The following is a 15,670-nucleotide window of genomic DNA, read 5'->3' as shown; positions in this document are numbered from 1 at the left end:
GGTCAGCAGACAATGATTTCCATTGCGCCGATCCCGCTGATTGCGGCGCGCATCACATCGCCCGGGCGCACCGGGCCCACGCCTTCCGGCGTGCCGGTGAACAGCAGGTCGCCCGGCATCAGCGTGTAGAAGGACGAGGCGCGTTCGATCAGCGCGGCCACATCGCGCAGCAGGTCGGCCGTGCGCGCCTTCTGGCGCAGCTCGCCATTGACCCGCAGCTCCATCTCCAGCGTGGACGGATCGGGGATTTCGTCGGCCGTGACCATGCATGGCCCCAGCACCGAATAACCATCGCAGGATTTGCGCATGCTGCGCTCTTCGGTGCCGCGGACGGTCATGTCGAGGCCGATGCAATAGCCCGCCACATGGTCCAGCGCCGCCGCGCGGGACACCCGGTCAGCGCGGCGGCCGATCACGGCGACCAGCTCGATCTCATGATCGTTGCGCGCCTCGGGAAAGCGCAGGGTCACCGGCTCCGACGCCCCGGCCAAAGAGCTGTTGGCCTTCAGGAACAGCCCGGCCTTGTCGATGGGCAGAATGTTCGTGCCGTGGTGAATCCCCTGATCGGCCAAAGCCTCGTCATGGTGCAGCCGGTAATTCACCGGCGCGGCTATGATCTTGCCGGGAGAGGCAACGGGCGGCAGCAGGCGCCGCCCGGCCAAGGGCAGGGCCGGGGCCGCATCGGCCAGCGCCTCGATTCGCGGGCGCAGGTCCGGCAAAGCGGCGATCAGCGGGTCATGGTCCGGCAGCGGATAGCGCCATGCGGGCAATGCCTCCAGCACGGCGCTGACATCATGCAGCACGTCCCCGCGCACCACGCCCAGACGATTGTCGTCGAACCGGCACAGCCGCATCAGTGCCCCCTTCCGATGCGGGCGGGTGCGGGCAGGATCGTGCCTTCGCACCGGCCAAAGCCGATCCGCTGGCCGTCCGCCTCACCCCAGCCGGTCAGGGTCACGCTGTCGCCATCCTCCAGAAACATCCGGGTGCCGCCTTGTTCCAGCGTCACCGGATCGCGGCCGCCCCATGTCTGCTCCATCAGGCAGCCGAAATTTGGCCGCTCCGGCCCCGAGATCGTGCCCGATCCCAACAGGTCCCCGGTCTGCATCCGGCAACCGCAGAGCGCATGATGCGCCAGAAGCTGCGGCGCGGAATAGGACAGGTGGCGGGTATTGGTCTGCACGATGCGGCTGGCCTGCGCCGCGCCCGCGGGGGTCAGATGCGCCTCCAGCGTGAGGTCGAAGAAATAATCCGCCTCTTCGTGCAGATAGGGCAGCAGTGGATTATCCCGCTCCGGCGCCGGGCGGCGGAACGGCTCCAGCGCGGCGCGGGTCACCACCCAGGGGCTGATCGAGGTGGCAAAGGCCTTGGACTGGAACGGCCCAAGCGGCTGACCCTCCCACCTTTGGATGTCGCGGGCGGACCAGTCGTTCAGCAGGACAAAGCCGAACAGATGCTCCCATGCCTCGGCCACGGTCAGGGTCTGGCCCAGTTCGGTGGGCAGGGCCACAAGGGCGCCGAACTCTACCTCGATGTCCAGCCGCTGCGACGGGCCCAGAACCGGCCCGGCAGCAGGATCGGGCGCCGTCTGCCCCAGCGGCCGCCGTACCGGCGTGCCAGAGACGACGACGGTCGAGGCGCGGCCGTTGTAGGCAATCGGCATATGCGGCCAGTTCGGCGTCAGCCCCGCGCCCGGGCCGCGCAGAATGGTGCCCGAGTTCAAGGCATGCTGCCGCCCGGCAAAGAAATCGGTGTAGCCCGCCACACGGATCGGCAGATGCATCGTGACGGCCGACAGCGGATGCAGCACCTGCGCGCAAAGCGCGGGCTGGTTGCGCAGATCCCCAGCACCGTCCAGCGCCAGCAGCGTCGTCAGCCGATTGCGCACCCCTTCCCACACCTGCGGACCGGCCGCCATGAAACGGTTCAGCGCGGACTCATCGAAACCGCAGCCCTGCCCCGGGATCAGCCCGGCCGCGCCCAGCGCGGCAAGGTCCAGCACGCAATCGCCGATGGCCACGCCGCAGCGGGCCGCGGTGCCGGGGGTCGAGAAGACGCCGTAGGGCAGGTTTGCCAGCGGAAAATCGCAGCCGGGGCGGTCTGCCCCGGTGACCCATGATCGGTTCATGCCAGCCCTCCCAAGCCGTTCGTTTTGCCGCAGACCCGGCCACAGCCCCCGGTGCCATCCGGGTGCCCGGGCATAACTGCATTCACATTTTCACAGAATTCGCCAGAATCAAGCAGAAACTTGTTGACCGATCACAGAATCGTATACACTTTTGATCCACACCGACCAAAAGGAAGAAAGGCGCCGCAGACAGGGGAGTGTCTTGCCGCGTCAGGCAAACGGGCCGGTGCCGGGAGGAGAAAACAATGACCTACACTGTCAGGGGGATGCCCGTCTGGCTGGCTGCGGGCTTGACCGCGCTTGCCCCCCACACCATGGCGCAGGATCTGGGTGAACCCGTGCCGCCGCTGCAGATCGCCTATTACGCCGCCGACATGGGGCCGATGTATGAACAATCGGCCCGCGTCCTGTCCGAGGAATGGGCCAAGCTGGGGCTGGAATTCCAGATGCAGCCGGTCCAGTTCAGCACCTTCATCTCGAACATCATGGTCGGCGGCGGGCTGGAAGACATGGCCGTCTTCACCGTGGGGGCCGACCCGGACCGGGTGGACCCGACCTATTGGCTGCATGATCTGGGCGCCTGCGGGGCGCGGCGGAACGGCGCCAAATGGTGCGACGAGGCCTATACCAAGATGGTGCAGGACCAGCGCGGGCTGATCGACCAGGGCGAGCGGGTGCAGGCCGTGAAGGCCGCGCAGCAGTATTTCTATGACGTCATGCCGTGGTGGCCCGCAACGAACACCGTCTACGGCATGGTCTGGAACAGCGACAAATGGGAGAATGTGACCTCTCCCGCCCCGGTCGCCGCGCATGAAGGGCTGGTGGACCCGTGGCTTTCGGCCCGGCCGCTGACCGATGACCGCTGGTTCGACTGGGCGCATTATGAGGATGTGACCACCTACAACCCGATGGCCGAAGAAGGCGCCGTGGGCTGGCTGCGCTTCGTCTATGACACCTTTGCCAAGAACAATTCGGCGGGCGAGACGGTGCCCTGGGCCGCCAGCGCATGGGAATTCACCGATCCGACCACGGTGAAGATCACCCTGCGCGAAGGCATGACCTTCCATGACGGAGAGCCGGTCACCGCCGATGATGCCGTCTTCACCCTGAACAAGGTGGTGGAGCTCCAGCCGCCCGCCATGTCGTCGCGCATCGCCAATCTGGCCGGGGCGGAAAAGATCGACGATCTGACCTTCAACGTGAAGCTGAAGGCACCGGATGCCTCGTTCGTGACCACGGTGCTGCCCTATGCCTTCATCCTGCCCGAACATATCTGGGCGGATTACACCGGCGATTTCGTCGCCCGCGATGTGGTGGCGGATGGCGTGGTCATCGGCTCCGGCCCGTTCAAGTTCAAGACCTGGCGCGTGAACGAAGTGCATGAGCTGGAAACCCACACCGCCCATTTCAACGCGCCCGCCTATGACGGGGTGCGGCGGTTGGCTCTGGGTCAGGCGGATGCGATCCGCTCGGCCATGCTGGATGGCAAGGGCGACATTGCGACGATGGTTCTGCCCGTCGCCGCAATGAGCGATCTGGCCGACCAGAACGAGCATCTGGATTTCCTGGAAATCCCCTCGCACGGGTCGATGCTGATCTGGCTGAACAACCAGAAGGAACCCTTCACCGATCCCGCTTTCCGCAAGGCGCTGCGGATGGCCACCGCCAAGGAACGTGCCGCGGTCGAAGGCTGGCTGGGCTTTGCCGTGCCCGCGGGTGAAGGCCCGGTGCCGAAGCAGCTGGCGCTGTGGTACAATACCGACCTGCCCGAGATCGGCTTCGACGTCGAGGCTGCCCGTGCCGCGCTGGAAGCGGCAGGCTATGGCTGGGATGCGCAGGGCCGCCTGCATTATCCGAAGAAGTAACCGCCGCCCGGCCGGTCCCGTTCTCCGGGGCCGGCCGCCTTTCCGCCGCCTGCATCCGCAGCCAGCCGGGGTTTCCCATGCGCGCCTATATCCTTCGCCGTCTGGCACAAAGCGTGCTGGTGGTCTGGGCCGTCACGACCATCATGTTCTTCATGTTCCGCGTCATGCCCGCGGACCCGACCGCGGTGCTGGTCGAACGCGGCCTGACCGAGGAGGCGCGGCAGGCGCTTCTGGAAGAATGGGGCCTGACCGGCACGCTCTGGGACCAGTATGTCGCCTATCTGGCCAATCTTCTCAGCGGGGATTTCGGCTCGTCCTTCCTCTACCGCAAGCCGGTGTGGGAGGTGCTGACGCCCTTGATCGTCAACACCCTGTGGATCGCCGTTCCGGGCCTTCTTCTGGGTGCGGCGCTTGGGGCAGCCATCGGCACCGCCGTCGGCTGGGCCAAACGCGGCGGCAAGCTGGAGCGTTCGGGCATCTTCATGGCCACCGTCATCCGCGGCGTGCCAAACTTCGTCATCGGCATCGCGCTTCTGACGGTGTTTTCCAGCACTTTGGGCTGGTTTCCCGGCTTCGGCATGGGCGACCCGGGCGAGACGACGGGCTTTGCCCGCTATATGACGCTGGATTTTCTGCACCATCTGACGCTGCCGCTGATCGCCGTCATCATCTACTTCCTGCCCGAGAACCTGCTCCTGATGCGCTCCGGCGTGGTCGAGAACCGGACCGAGGATTACATCGAACTGGTCCGGGCCAAGGGCGTACCGCAGCGACGGGTGGCCTGGCATGCGGCGCGCAATTCCATGCTGCCGCTGATCACATGGCTGTTTCCCGCACTGGCGGAAACCATCGCCGGGATCGTCGTCATCGAAATCGTCTTCAGCTGGCCCGGCGTCGGGCGCGAACTGGTGCTGGCCGTCACCCGGCAGGATTACCCGCTGGCGCAGGCCGCCTTCTTCCTTCTGGCCGTGATGATCGTGCTGGCCAATCTGGCGGCCGACCTCGTCTACGGCAAACTCGATCCGCGGGTGGTCTATAAATGAGCGGCGTGAACCCTTCCGACACCGGCCTGATCCGGGGCCGCAGCGCATGGTCTGCCGCAGGCGAGTCGCTGCGGCTCCTGATGCGCGACAGCTTTGCTGTGGCGGGCCTCACCGTGCTGGTCCTGTTCGTTCTTATGGCAATCTTCGCGCCGATGCTGGCCCCGCATGACCCGTTCAAGGCCATGATGACCGAGACCGGGCGGCTGGCCCGGCTGCGCCCGCCTTCCGCCGAACATCTGCTGGGCACCACCGCCTTTGGCAATGATGTGCTGAGCCAGTTCCTGCATGGCTTTCGCGTCGCCCTTCTGGTGGGGCTGGTGGCGGCGGTGGCCGTGGGCTTCATCTCCACCGTCTTCGGGGTGATCTCGGGCTATTTCGGCGGGCTGGTGGATGACACGCTGATGCGGATCACCGACATCGCGCTGTCGATCCCGACGCTGCCCTTTTCCATTGTCGCGGTGGCACTCTTGGGCCCCAGTATCGAGAATATCATTCTGGTGATCACCGTTCTTTTCTGGCGGAACGGCGCGCGGATCATCCGCTCGGCGGTGTTGACGGAGCGTGAGCGGATTTATGTCAAATGGGCGCGCGCGGCGGGGGCCTCGCATCTGCACATCATCCTGCGCCACATCCTGCCCAATATCCTGCGGGTGGTGTTCCTCTGGGTCACCATGTCCGTGGCCTTTGCCATCCTGACCGAGGCGAGCCTGTCCTTTCTTGGTCTGGGCGACCCCACGGTCATCAGCTGGGGCCAGATGCTGAACACCGCCTTCACCAGCGGCAATCTGCGCACCGCGTGGTGGTGGGTGGTGCCGCCTTCGCTGGCGCTGGTGATGCTGGTCTCGGCGCTTTACCTCATCGGCCGGGCCTATGAGGAACAGACCAATCCGCGACTGAGGGGGCGCTGATGGCCACCATGACCCGCACCGGGGACGAGCTTTCGGCGCTGAACCGCCGCCTTGCCGCCAAACCCGCGGCGCATCTGAAGGTGGAGGGACTGTCCATCGGCTATTCCACCCTGCGCGGCCGGTTCCGCGCGGTCGAGGATGTGGCCTTCGAGGTGCCCGCCGGCACAAATCTGGGACTGGTGGGCGAAAGCGGCTGCGGCAAAAGCACGGTGGTCAAGGCGCTGATGGGCCTGCAACCCGCCAGTGCCCACGTCACCGGCACTGCACTTCTGGACGGGCAGAATGTGCTGGGGCTGGACGACCACGGTTTGCGAGATGTGCGCTGGAACCGGATCGCGCTGATCACCCAAAGTGCGATGAACGCGCTGGACCCGGTCTATTGCATCGGCGACCAGATCACCGAGGCGATCCGCGCGCATGAACCGGTGTCGCGCGCCACCGCATGGGCGCGGGCGGAAGAGATGTTCGCGCTGGTGGGCCTGCCAACGGCGCGGCTGCGCGAGTTTCCGCACCAGTTCTCCGGCGGGATGCGGCAACGCGCGGTGATTGCCATGGCTCTGGCACTGAACGCCGGGCTTTTGCTGGCGGATGAACCGACCACCGCGCTGGACCCGATCATGCAATCGCAGATCATGGCCCGCATCCGCGGCATCCATGCCCATATGCGACGCAGCATGATCCTTGTGACCCATGACATCGCCGTGGTGGCCGAAACCTGCGAAAACACCGTGGTGATGTATGCGGGCAAGGTCGCGGAAAGCGGTCCGACCACTGCCGTGCTGGACCGGCCGCTGCACCCCTATACGATGGGGTTGCAGAACGCCTTTCCGCGCCTGCCGGTGCCGGGCCAGCCGCGCCAGCCGCTGATCTCGATCCCCGGGGTGGTGCCCAATCTGCTGTTGCCGCCGCCGGGCTGCCGCTTCGCCTCGCGCTGCCCCTTTGCCACTGACCTTTGCCGCAATGTGGTGCCGCCGGTGGTGCAGATGGGCGCGCAATCCGCCGCCTGCCATTTCACCCACCGCGCCGAGGAGTTCCGCGCAGCCGCCGCGCAGCCGGAAACATGGCGCAGCCTGAAGGGGTCCGCATGACCGACCGCCCCCCCATTCCGCCTGACGCCCCCGCCGTGATCGAGGCGCGGGATCTGAAGACGCATTTTCAGGGCCGCACCGGCATTTTCAGCGCGCTGGCCGGGACAAAGCCGCCGGTTGCCCGCGCACTGGACGGCGTGGATCTGCGTCTGCGCGAGCGGGAGATCGTAGGCCTTGTCGGAGAAAGCGGCTGCGGCAAGTCCACGCTGGGGATGACCCTGGTCCGGATGTATCAGCCGACCGGCGGGCAGATCCTTTATCGCGGGGCCGAGATCACCGCGGCCGAGGGGCGGGCGCTGAAAGACTACCGGCGTCAGGCGCAGATCATCTTTCAGGACCCCTATTCATCCCTGAACCCGCGGCTGACCATCGGCCAGATCATCGAAGAGCCGCTGGTTATCCATGGCATAGGAACCCCGGCCGAGCGGCGGCAGAAAGTGATCCGCGCGATGGATCTGGTGCGGATTCCGGCGGCCGACAACCTTGACCGCTATCCGTCCGACCTGTCCGGCGGCCAGCGGCAGCGCATCGCCATTGCCCGTGCGCTGGTGCTGGAGCCGAAGTTCATCGTGGCGGATGAGCCGGTGTCGATGCTGGACGTGTCCATTCAGGCCAGTGTGCTGGAACTTCTGGACGAGCTGTCGCGCGATCTGGGGTTGGCCGTCCTCTATATCTCGCATGACATCGCCACCGTCGGCTATATCTGCAACCATGTGGCGGTGATGTATCTGGGCCGCATCGTCGAGGAAGGTCGGGCCGAGGATGTGCTGGCCCGCCCGCTGCACCCCTATACCCAGCGCCTGATGGCCGCGATCCCGCGGATGGAGGCGGGCACCGCGCCCGAACGGGTGGAACTGCGGGGCGATGTGCCCTCGCCCATGGCGGTGCCGCCGGGCTGCCGCTTCTCCTCGCGCTGTCCCTATGTCACCGACCTGTGCCGCACGGTGGAGCCGGAACTGGCCGAGCAGCCCGGTGGCCAAAGGGTGCGCTGCCATATCCATGACGACCGCGCCGCCCGCGCCCACCCCGAACTGACCGCGCCCCGCGCCGGGCAGGTGACCGAAACAGCCGATGCCGGAATTCTGGCGGAAACGGCGGAATGATCCGATGACAGAGCTGATCTTCGACTGGAAACATGTGGCCTTTGCCGCGCAGCGCGCCTTTACCGAAACCTATGGTTTCAACGGCTCGCAGGGGCTGACGCATCTGGAGGGGGTGCTGATCCACCCCGCGGGACGGACGGCGAAAACGCTGCTCGTCTTCATGCATCCGGCCTCGACCCTGCAGCTTTTGCCGCTGCCGCAGGCGATGGCGCGGCAGGGGTATCACGTGCTGTGCGCGGGCAGCCGCTATCAGCGCAACGACACCAGCCTGATCATGGAAAATGTCGTGCTGGACATGGGCGCCTGGATCCGCGCCGCGCGGCAGGACTGGGGCTATGACCGCGTGGTGCTGTGCGGGTGGAGCGGGGGCGGATCGCTGGCCATGCTCTATCAGGCGCAGGCCGAGCGGCCCACGATCACCGAAACCCCTGCCGGAGACCCGGTGGCGATGGAGGGGCTGATCCCGGCGGATGCAGTGCTGAACCTTGCCGCCCATGCGTCCCGCGCAGGGCTGTTGCAGGACTGGCTGGACCCGTCCCTGCGGGATGAACTGAACCCCGACGACCGCGATCCGGCGCTGGACCTGTATGCGCCGGATTCGGCCACTGGGGCGGGCAGTTTCCCGCCCGCCCGGCTGGCCGCCTATCGCGCGGCGCAGGCGGCCCGGATGGAACGGATCACCGGCCGCGTGCTGGACCGGCTGGACACGCTCCGTCGCCGCGGCGGGGCCGAGGTGGAGCAGGTCTTCGTCACCCATCGCACCATGGCCGACCCGCGCTTTCTGGACCCCACGATCGACCCGAACGGCCGCCGCCCCGGCTGGACCTATCTGGGCCACCCCGAGACGGTGAACAGCGGGCCGGTGGGGCTGGGGCGCATCTCCACCCTGCGCAGCTGGCTGTCGCAATGGTCGCCCGCGCACAGCCGGGCGAATTCGCTGGTGACGGCGCGGGATGTCAGCGTGCCGTTTCTGGCCATCGAATGCGGGGCGGATGACGCCGTGCCGCAGCCGCACACCGCGGCGATCTTTGCCGCAGCGGCCTCAACCGACAAGACGTTCCAGCTGGTGCCCGGCGCCAACCATTATTTCGTCAACCAGCCCGCCGAACTGGCGCAGGCCAGCGGCATGGTTTCCGATTGGCTGGCCGCGCGGAATTTCGGATAGTGGATGCCCGCAACAGAGACGCGCCATGGCCGATGACATTTACGCCAAGATCCGTGCCCTGATCGCCGAGGGCGCCTATATCGGCGGCGACACGATCCCCGAAAGTGAACTGGCCACCCGCCTGGGTGTCAGCCGCACCCCCATCCGCGAGGCGATGCGGCGGCTTCAGGCCGAAGGCGTGATCCGGCGCGAGGCCTATCGCCGCGCCGTGGTGGTGGATCTGGACCCGAACGAGGTGATCCACATCTTCACCGCCCGCGCCGCGCTGGAGCCCATTGCCGCAGGCATGGCCGTGACCCTTGCCGATGATGACTTCGTAAACCGCCTGCACGATCTGCACGACCGGATGGAGCATTTCGTGCAGATGGAGGACCCCGACCGCCGGGCCTACCGCGACCTGAACGCCCAGTTCCACCGGGTGATCTGGCGGCAGGGCGGCAATACGATGTTCGCCGATCTGGTGAACATGGTCGCGCGCAAGCCGGTGGTCAGCCCGACCTTCAACAACTGGACAAGGGGAGAGCTGATCCGCAGCAACCGCCAGCATGGAGATGTGGTCGATGCGCTGGCCGCGCGCGACAAGGACTGGGCCGAGGCGGCGATGAAGGCGCATCTCCTGTCCTCGCGCGCGACCTACCGGCGGATCAGCCAGGAGGCGGAGCCGGCGGTGATCGCCGGAAACTGGACCTATTCCCCGGAGGATGAGCCGGGCTGACCTGGCTGTCAGCCCGAAGCCCTGAGCCGCGCCCGGGCAAGGCGGGGGACTGGCGCGGGGGGCTGGCCCTGACCCAGATCCGACAGGATCGGACAATCGGGCCGGTCATCGCCGCAGCAGGCATCGGCCAGATGGCGCAGCGTGTCGATCATCGCCTGCATCTCCTGCACGCGGCTCTGCAACCCCTCGATCTGCTCGGTCGCCAGCCGCTTCACATCGGCGCTGTGGCGCCCGCGGTCCTGCCACAACGCCAGAAGCTCCTCGATCCGCGGCACGGCAAAGCCCAGATCGCGCGCGCGGCGGATGAAGCGCAGGATCTGCACCTCGGTCTGGGAATAGACCCGATAGCCCGCCGCGGTGCGCCCCGCAGCCGGGATCAGGCCCACGGATTCGTAATAGCGGATCATCTTGGCCGACACGCCCGAGGCGCGGGCCGCTTCGCCGATGTTCATGACGGTTCTCCCACGGAAACGGGGGCAAAGCGGCGCAGGCGCAGCGCATTGCCAAGGACAAAGACGGACGACAGCGCCATGGCCCCCGCGGCAAAGACGGGCGACAGCAGGACACCCCACAGCGGCCACAGCACCCCCGCCGCCACCGGGATCAGCGCAACGTTATAGGCAAAGGCCCAGAACAAGTTCTGCCGGATGTTGCGGATCACCGCCTTCGACAGGGCAATCGCCTGCGGCACCGCGGTCAGCCGCCCGGACATCAGGACCACATCCGCCGCTTCGATGGCGATATCGGTGCCGGTGCCCACGGCCATGCCCACATCCGCGGCGGCGAGCGCGGGGGCATCATTGATCCCGTCGCCGACAAAGGCCAGCGGCCCCGCCTCGCGCAGGCGGCGCAGGGTGGCAACCTTGCCTTCGGGCAACACCTCGGCCGCGACCTCGTCGATGCCAAGGCTGCGGGCGACGGCTTCCGCCGTGCGGCGGTTGTCGCCGGTGATCATGGCGACCCTCACACCCAGATCATGCAGCGCACGGATCGCGGCGGGGGTTGTCGCTTTCACCGGATCGGCCACAGCCAGCACCGCGGCCAGCCGGCCACCGATGGCAGCATAAAGCGGCGTCCGGCCCTGATCGGCCAGCCGGGCGGCGGTCTCGGCAAAGGGCGCCGGATCCAGCCCCAGTTGCCGCATGTAGCGGTCCGCCCCGATCTGCACCACCTGTCCATCCGCGGTGGCCTGAACACCGTAACCGGGCAAAGCGGCAAACTCCGCCACCGCAGGCAGGGCCAGCCCCTCGGCCTGCGCGGCTGCAAGGATCGCCCCCGCAATCGGATGCTCCGACTTTGCCTCCACCGCGGCAATCGCGGCCAGCACCGGGCCGCGGTCAAAGCCGGGGGCCAGCACCAGATCCGTCAGCGCGGGGCGCCCCTCGGTCAGGGTGCCGGTCTTGTCAAAAGCCACGGTGCGGACGGATTGCAGGCTCTGCAGCGCCTCGCCCTTGCGGAAGAGGATGCCCAGTTCCGCCCCCCGCCCGGTGCCCACCATGATCGAGGTGGGCGTGGCCAGCCCCATGGCGCAGGGGCAGGCGATGATCAGGACGGCCACGCCGTTCACCAGCGCAAGCGTCAGCGCGGGATCGGGGCCGAAGATCATCCAGACCGCAAAGGTCAGCCCGGCCAAAGCCATCACGGCGGGCACGAACCACAGGGTCACCCGGTCCACCAGCGTCTGGATCGGCAGCTTGCCGCCCTGCGCCTCCTGCACCATGCGGATGATGCGCGCGAGCATCGTCGCCTCGCCCACGGCGGTGGCGCGGAAGATAAAGGCGCCGGTCTGGTTCACCGTGCCGCCGGTCACCGCGGTGCCCGCGGTCTTTTCCACCGGCAAAGGCTCACCCGAGATCATGCTTTCATCGACCCAGCTTGCGCCCTCGGTGACGGTTCCGTCCACGGCGATGCGTTCGCCGGGGCGGACGGCCAAAAGGTCACCCGGGCGCACCTCGGCCAGCGGCACCTCAGTCGCCGCCTCGTTGCGGATCACGCGCGCGGTGGCAGGGCGCAGGCCGACCAGCCGCCGGATCGCCTCGGATGTGCGGCCCTTGGCACGCGCTTCCAGATACCGGCCCAGCAGGATCAGCGTTACGATGACGGCGGCGGCCTCGTAATAGACATTCACCGTGCCCGCGGGCAGCAGGCGGGGCAGGAAGGTCGCCACCACCGAATAGCCCCAGGCGGCCAGCGTGCCCACGGCCACAAGGCTGTTCATGTCGGGCGCCAGACGCGCCAGCGCGGGCAGGCCCTTGCGGTAGAACCGCAGCCCCGGCCCCAGCAGAACCGCCGTCGTCAGGACGAACTGCAAAAGCCAGCTGGTCTGCATCCCGACCGTGTCCATGATGAACATGTGCAGCGCGGGGATCAGATGCGACCCCATCTCCAGCACGAAGACCGGCAGCGTCAGGGCCGCGGCGATCCACAGGTCGCGGCGCAATACGGCCACCTCCGCCTCGCGGCGCTGATCGGTGGCGTCCTCCACCGCGGCACTGAGGGGATGCGCGTCATATCCTGCCCGCTCCACCGCGGCCAGCAGCGCGGCCAGATCGGCGGTGCCCGCCACCGTGGCGCGTTCAGTGGCCAGATTGACCGCGGCCGAGGTCACACCCGGCACCGCGGCCAGCGCCTTTTCCACCCGTGCCACGCAGGAGGCGCAGGTCATCCCCTCCACCGCCAGCTCCACCGGCGGGGCGGGCACGTCATAGCCTGCGGCCTCGATCGCACGCACGATCTGCGCCCGGTCCAGCGCGGGGCCGGTCACCTCCACCCGTTCGGTAGCAAGATTGGCGGCGGTCCCGGTCACGCCGGGCAGCGCCTTCAGCGCGCGCTCCACCCGCCCCACGCAAGAGGCGCAGGTCATCCCTTCCACCGGCAGGGTGATCCGGCCGGCCTGTGCAGCGCTGTTCGATTGCCCGTCCATGGCGGACCTCCATTCCAGAACCTGTCCGCAGTTGCAGATAAGGCTTCCCATCATGGGAAGGTCAAGGGGCCCCCCTCAGGTCTTTTGCAGCACAGGATCACAGCGAAGTGTGCTTGACCCTCCAACAGTGGGAAGCCTTATCCGGGGCATCAGGCATCAAGGAGGATCCCGATGAAACCCCGCACCCTGACCCTGACCGCGCTGGCCGCCGTTCTTGCCGGTGGCATTGCCCTCGCCCAGGAGGGCATGGGCGGCATGGACCATTCCGCCCATATAGCCCCCGAACTGGCCGGAAATCCGGCGGTGCAGGGCTACACCGCCGCAATGGACAAGATGATGGCCGATATGATGATCCCCTATACCGGCGATGCCGATGTGGATTTCGTCCGCGGCATGATCCCGCATCACGAGGCCGCGGTGGCCATGGCCAAGGTGCAGCTGGACTATGGCAAGGATCCCGAAATCCGCAAACTGGCCGAGGCGGTGATCGCCGCGCAGGAGGCAGAGATCGCGATGATGAAGGCGTGGCTGGCAGAACGCGGGCTGTAACCGCGCGGCCACAGCCCCGACAAACGCCCGCACGGCGCAGAGTCGCAGCGACTGTGCCGTCCGCGCAATGCATAGGAATGAGACACCGGCGCCAAAGGAACAGGCGCAGCGGGCGGGCCGTGGGTCCGCCCGTTTTCCGTCTGTGGGGCAGCGGCGCGCCCGCACCCATGACAGACGAAATTTTCTCATTATTTTTCAATTCATTATGATGATGAGAAAAGATGAGCTATCCGCGAATGTTTTCTCAGCCCCCCGGGCGGCGGAAGGGAATTGACGCAAAGCGCCGCCCCCCCGCAAGTTGACCTCATCGCCACGACCAGCCCGGCCGGGACATGAAACCGGGTCAGGGCAGGTCAGCGGCGCACCAAAAAGACCAATGAAACAACAGGGCCGGGCCTCCGGCCTGTCTCCGGCAGGGTGTCCCTGCCGCAACAGGGATCTTTTGCCATGACGGACGATGCCATGACCGATGACAGGACGCCCGGCCTGAACCGCCGCCGGTTCCTGCTGTCCGGGGCCGCCACCTTTGCCGCTGCCGCCGGCGCCACCAGCCTTGGCCTTTCGCTGGCAGGGCTGGACCCGGCCTTTGCGCAGGGCAAGCCGCTGGTCGTGGCCGCCCCCGCCACACCGCAGTCGCTGGATACCGAATTCGACGGATCGCTGGGCACGGTGGATGTGATCGGCTGCCTCTACGACAGCCTGATCGCCTTTGAGGTGATCCCAGATCCCGAAATGCTGACCGTCCGGCGCGAGGATGTGGCCGATTATCCCGACCTGCCCGGCAATGTGAAGATCGTGGGCAAGCTGGCCGAAAGCTGGACCGTGGGCGAAGACGGCACCTGGGCCGAATTCAAGCTGCGGCAGGGCGTGCTGTCCAACTGGGGGAACGAACTGACCTCAGCCGATGTGGTCTGGACCTGGGAGCGGAAATTCGCCCTTGGCGCCATCGGCGGGTTCTTCACCAAGCTTCTGGGGATGAGCGGGCCGGAAAACGTGGTCGCCGTCGACCCCTATACCGTGCGGTTCCAGCTGCCGCAGGCCAACCCGCTGCTGATGAAGCTGCAGCTGAACCTGTACAACAACATCTTCGACTCGATCAAATGCAAGGAAATGGCCACGGCCGAGGACCCCTGGGCCCGCGATTTCATCGCCAACGAGTCCGCAGGCTTCGGCCCCTACAAGATCGGCGCGCTGGCCCGCGGCCAGCAGATCGCGCTGGTGGCGAACGAAAACTACTGGGGCGGCGTCCCGGCGATCACCCAAATCATCTACAAGGAGGTGCCGACCTCTGCCACCCGCGCCTCGCTGTTGCAGGGCGGTGCGGTGGATCTGGCACTGATCCTGCAGCCGCTGGAACTCGAGCAGCTGGCGCAGGTGCCCGATGTGGCCATCGAGACGGTCAAAGCCTCGCCCATGTTCTGGATCGAGCTGAACACCGCCTTCGCGCCCTTCGACAAGGTCGAGGTGCGGCAGGCGATGAACTATGCCTTCCCCAAAGAGGAGGTGCTGGCCACCATCTACCGCGGCCGGGCCAGCGCGATGACCGGCGCCATGCCGTCGATCTATCCGGGCTTCGACCCCTCGGCCGAGATCTACAAGGCCGATCTGGCCAAGGCCAAGGCGCTGCTGGACAGCGTCGGTCTGGGCGGCGGGTTCGAGACGACGCTGGCCTATAATGCGGGCGATCCGATTCAGGAACCGATGGCCATTCTCTACCAGACCGCGCTGCGCGAGATCGGGGTGGAGGCGGTGCTGAAGAAGATTCCCGCTGGCACCTATTTCAACGAGGTGTCGGGACGCACGCAGCCGATGATCTTCTTCTCGGACACGCCGTGGTGCCCGGACCCCGGCTATTCGATGCAGCTTTACTTCGACAGCGCCACCTTCTCGAACTACGGCAATTACAAGAATGACCGCGTGGATGAGCTGATCAAGGCCGCCTCGCTGTCGGCCGACAATGCGGAACGGTTCGCCATGATGGCCGAGGCGCAGAAGATCGTCGGCGAAGAGGCGCCGTGGGTCTTCGTCTCCTACCCGAACTACACCATCGCGCGCCGATCCAATGTGCAGGGCTTCGTCTACTACACGGCCAACAACCTGCGCTTTCAGGATCTGAGCTACGCCTGATCCCGACCGGCCGCCGTCTCCGCGCACGCGGGGGCGGCCCCCTCCGTTCCGCCCGA

General features: G+C 66.8%; 13 protein-coding genes. 9 read left to right on the top strand and 4 right to left on the bottom strand.

Annotation, left to right across the window (positions count from 1 at the left end; all coding sequences use genetic code 11):
* Positions 1–2 precede the first annotated feature (2 nt).
* Together ACO2Q5_RS11730 and fahA are read right to left on the bottom strand one after the other, a co-directional pair.
* The gene (locus ACO2Q5_RS11730) at positions 3–854 is read right to left on the bottom strand and encodes a fumarylacetoacetate hydrolase family protein (protein ID WP_423291182.1); all 852 of its coding nucleotides are present in this window, start codon (positions 852–854) and stop codon (positions 3–5) included.
* On the bottom strand, positions 854–2,128 hold the full coding sequence (fahA, locus tag ACO2Q5_RS11725; protein WP_423291180.1) for a fumarylacetoacetase: 1,275 nt from the start codon (positions 2,126–2,128) through the stop codon (positions 854–856). The genes ACO2Q5_RS11730 and fahA overlap by 1 nt, the downstream gene beginning before the upstream one ends.
* Positions 2,129–2,373: 245 nt before the next feature.
* Between fahA and ACO2Q5_RS11720 the strand changes: the two genes are divergently transcribed.
* From ACO2Q5_RS11720 to ACO2Q5_RS11690, 7 genes are all read left to right on the top strand, one after another.
* On the top strand, positions 2,374–3,993 hold the full coding sequence (locus ACO2Q5_RS11720; RefSeq protein WP_423291178.1) for an ABC transporter substrate-binding protein: 1,620 nt from the start codon (positions 2,374–2,376) through the stop codon (positions 3,991–3,993).
* A gap of 77 nt (positions 3,994–4,070) precedes the next feature.
* On the top strand, positions 4,071–5,036 hold the full coding sequence (locus ACO2Q5_RS11715; protein WP_423291176.1) for an ABC transporter permease: 966 nt from the start codon (positions 4,071–4,073) through the stop codon (positions 5,034–5,036).
* Positions 5,033–5,944 carry an ABC transporter permease gene (locus tag ACO2Q5_RS11710; protein WP_423291174.1) on the top strand — a complete coding sequence of 304 codons (912 nt, stop codon included), beginning with the start codon at positions 5,033–5,035 and terminating at the stop codon, positions 5,942–5,944. The genes ACO2Q5_RS11715 and ACO2Q5_RS11710 overlap by 4 nt, the downstream gene beginning before the upstream one ends.
* Positions 5,944–7,032 (top strand): ABC transporter ATP-binding protein, encoded by a 1,089-nt coding sequence (locus ACO2Q5_RS11705; protein ID WP_423291172.1) that lies wholly within the window; start codon positions 5,944–5,946, stop codon positions 7,030–7,032. Before ACO2Q5_RS11710 ends, ACO2Q5_RS11705 begins: the two co-directional genes overlap by 1 nt.
* The gene (locus ACO2Q5_RS11700; RefSeq protein ID WP_423291170.1) at positions 7,029–8,135 is read left to right on the top strand and encodes an ABC transporter ATP-binding protein; all 1,107 of its coding nucleotides are present in this window, start codon (positions 7,029–7,031) and stop codon (positions 8,133–8,135) included. The genes ACO2Q5_RS11705 and ACO2Q5_RS11700 overlap by 4 nt, the downstream gene beginning before the upstream one ends.
* A gap of 4 nt (positions 8,136–8,139) precedes the next feature.
* Positions 8,140–9,300 (top strand): alpha/beta hydrolase family protein, encoded by a 1,161-nt coding sequence (locus tag ACO2Q5_RS11695; RefSeq protein ID WP_423291168.1) that lies wholly within the window; start codon positions 8,140–8,142, stop codon positions 9,298–9,300.
* A 25-nt stretch (positions 9,301–9,325) separates the two neighbouring features.
* Complete coding sequence (locus tag ACO2Q5_RS11690; RefSeq protein WP_423291166.1) at positions 9,326–10,015, top strand: GntR family transcriptional regulator; 690 nt, start codon at positions 9,326–9,328, stop codon at positions 10,013–10,015.
* A gap of 8 nt (positions 10,016–10,023) precedes the next feature.
* On the opposite strand, the gene cueR is transcribed toward ACO2Q5_RS11690, so the two are convergent.
* Positions 10,024–10,467 carry a Cu(I)-responsive transcriptional regulator gene (cueR, locus tag ACO2Q5_RS11685; RefSeq protein ID WP_423291164.1) on the bottom strand — a complete coding sequence of 148 codons (444 nt, stop codon included), beginning with the start codon at positions 10,465–10,467 and terminating at the stop codon, positions 10,024–10,026.
* On the bottom strand, positions 10,464–12,938 hold the full coding sequence (locus ACO2Q5_RS11680; RefSeq protein ID WP_423291162.1) for a heavy metal translocating P-type ATPase: 2,475 nt from the start codon (positions 12,936–12,938) through the stop codon (positions 10,464–10,466). The genes cueR and ACO2Q5_RS11680 overlap by 4 nt, the downstream gene beginning before the upstream one ends.
* 255 nt (positions 12,939–13,193) lie before the next feature.
* Here ACO2Q5_RS11680 and copM point away from each other — a divergent pair, with 255 nt between their 5' ends.
* Both copM and ACO2Q5_RS11670 read left to right on the top strand, forming a co-directional pair.
* Positions 13,194–13,487 carry a CopM family metallochaperone gene (copM, locus tag ACO2Q5_RS11675; protein ID WP_423291555.1) on the top strand — a complete coding sequence of 98 codons (294 nt, stop codon included), beginning with the start codon at positions 13,194–13,196 and terminating at the stop codon, positions 13,485–13,487.
* Between the two features lie 447 nt (positions 13,488–13,934).
* Positions 13,935–15,614 carry an ABC transporter substrate-binding protein gene (locus ACO2Q5_RS11670; protein WP_423291160.1) on the top strand — a complete coding sequence of 560 codons (1,680 nt, stop codon included), beginning with the start codon at positions 13,935–13,937 and terminating at the stop codon, positions 15,612–15,614.
* The last annotated feature ends 56 nt before the right edge of the window (positions 15,615–15,670 follow it).

The organism is Neotabrizicola sp. VNH66 (assembly GCF_049445895.1).
GTDB lineage: Bacteria > Pseudomonadota > Alphaproteobacteria > Rhodobacterales > Rhodobacteraceae > Pseudogemmobacter.
The sequence above is the reverse complement of the archived record's forward strand: the minus strand, read 5'-3'. Positions and strand labels throughout refer to the sequence as shown.

What these genes read in the sequence shown, in the direction of transcription:
- ACO2Q5_RS11705 (WP_423291172.1), top strand. Translation starts at nt 5,944, where the DNA reads ATGGCCACCATGACCCGCACCGGGGACGAGCTTTCGGCGCTGAACCGC.
- cueR (WP_423291164.1), bottom strand. Translation starts at nt 10,467, where the DNA reads ATGAACATCGGCGAAGCGGCCCGCGCCTCGGGCGTGTCGGCCAAGATG.
- ACO2Q5_RS11670 (WP_423291160.1), top strand. Translation starts at nt 13,935, where the DNA reads ATGACGGACGATGCCATGACCGATGACAGGACGCCCGGCCTGAACCGC.
- fahA (WP_423291180.1), bottom strand. Translation starts at nt 2,128, where the DNA reads ATGAACCGATCATGGGTCACCGGGGCAGACCGCCCCGGCTGCGATTTT.
- ACO2Q5_RS11680 (WP_423291162.1), bottom strand. Translation starts at nt 12,938, where the DNA reads ATGGACGGGCAATCGAACAGCGCTGCACAGGCCGGCCGGATCACCCTG.
- ACO2Q5_RS11700 (WP_423291170.1), top strand. Translation starts at nt 7,029, where the DNA reads ATGACCGACCGCCCCCCCATTCCGCCTGACGCCCCCGCCGTGATCGAG.
- ACO2Q5_RS11730 (WP_423291182.1), bottom strand. Translation starts at nt 854, where the DNA reads ATGCGGCTGTGCCGGTTCGACGACAATCGTCTGGGCGTGGTGCGCGGG.
- ACO2Q5_RS11720 (WP_423291178.1), top strand. Translation starts at nt 2,374, where the DNA reads ATGACCTACACTGTCAGGGGGATGCCCGTCTGGCTGGCTGCGGGCTTG.
- ACO2Q5_RS11690 (WP_423291166.1), top strand. Translation starts at nt 9,326, where the DNA reads ATGGCCGATGACATTTACGCCAAGATCCGTGCCCTGATCGCCGAGGGC.
- ACO2Q5_RS11695 (WP_423291168.1), top strand. Translation starts at nt 8,140, where the DNA reads ATGACAGAGCTGATCTTCGACTGGAAACATGTGGCCTTTGCCGCGCAG.
- copM (WP_423291555.1), top strand. Translation starts at nt 13,194, where the DNA reads ATGGACCATTCCGCCCATATAGCCCCCGAACTGGCCGGAAATCCGGCG.
- ACO2Q5_RS11715 (WP_423291176.1), top strand. Translation starts at nt 4,071, where the DNA reads ATGCGCGCCTATATCCTTCGCCGTCTGGCACAAAGCGTGCTGGTGGTC.
- ACO2Q5_RS11710 (WP_423291174.1), top strand. Translation starts at nt 5,033, where the DNA reads ATGAGCGGCGTGAACCCTTCCGACACCGGCCTGATCCGGGGCCGCAGC.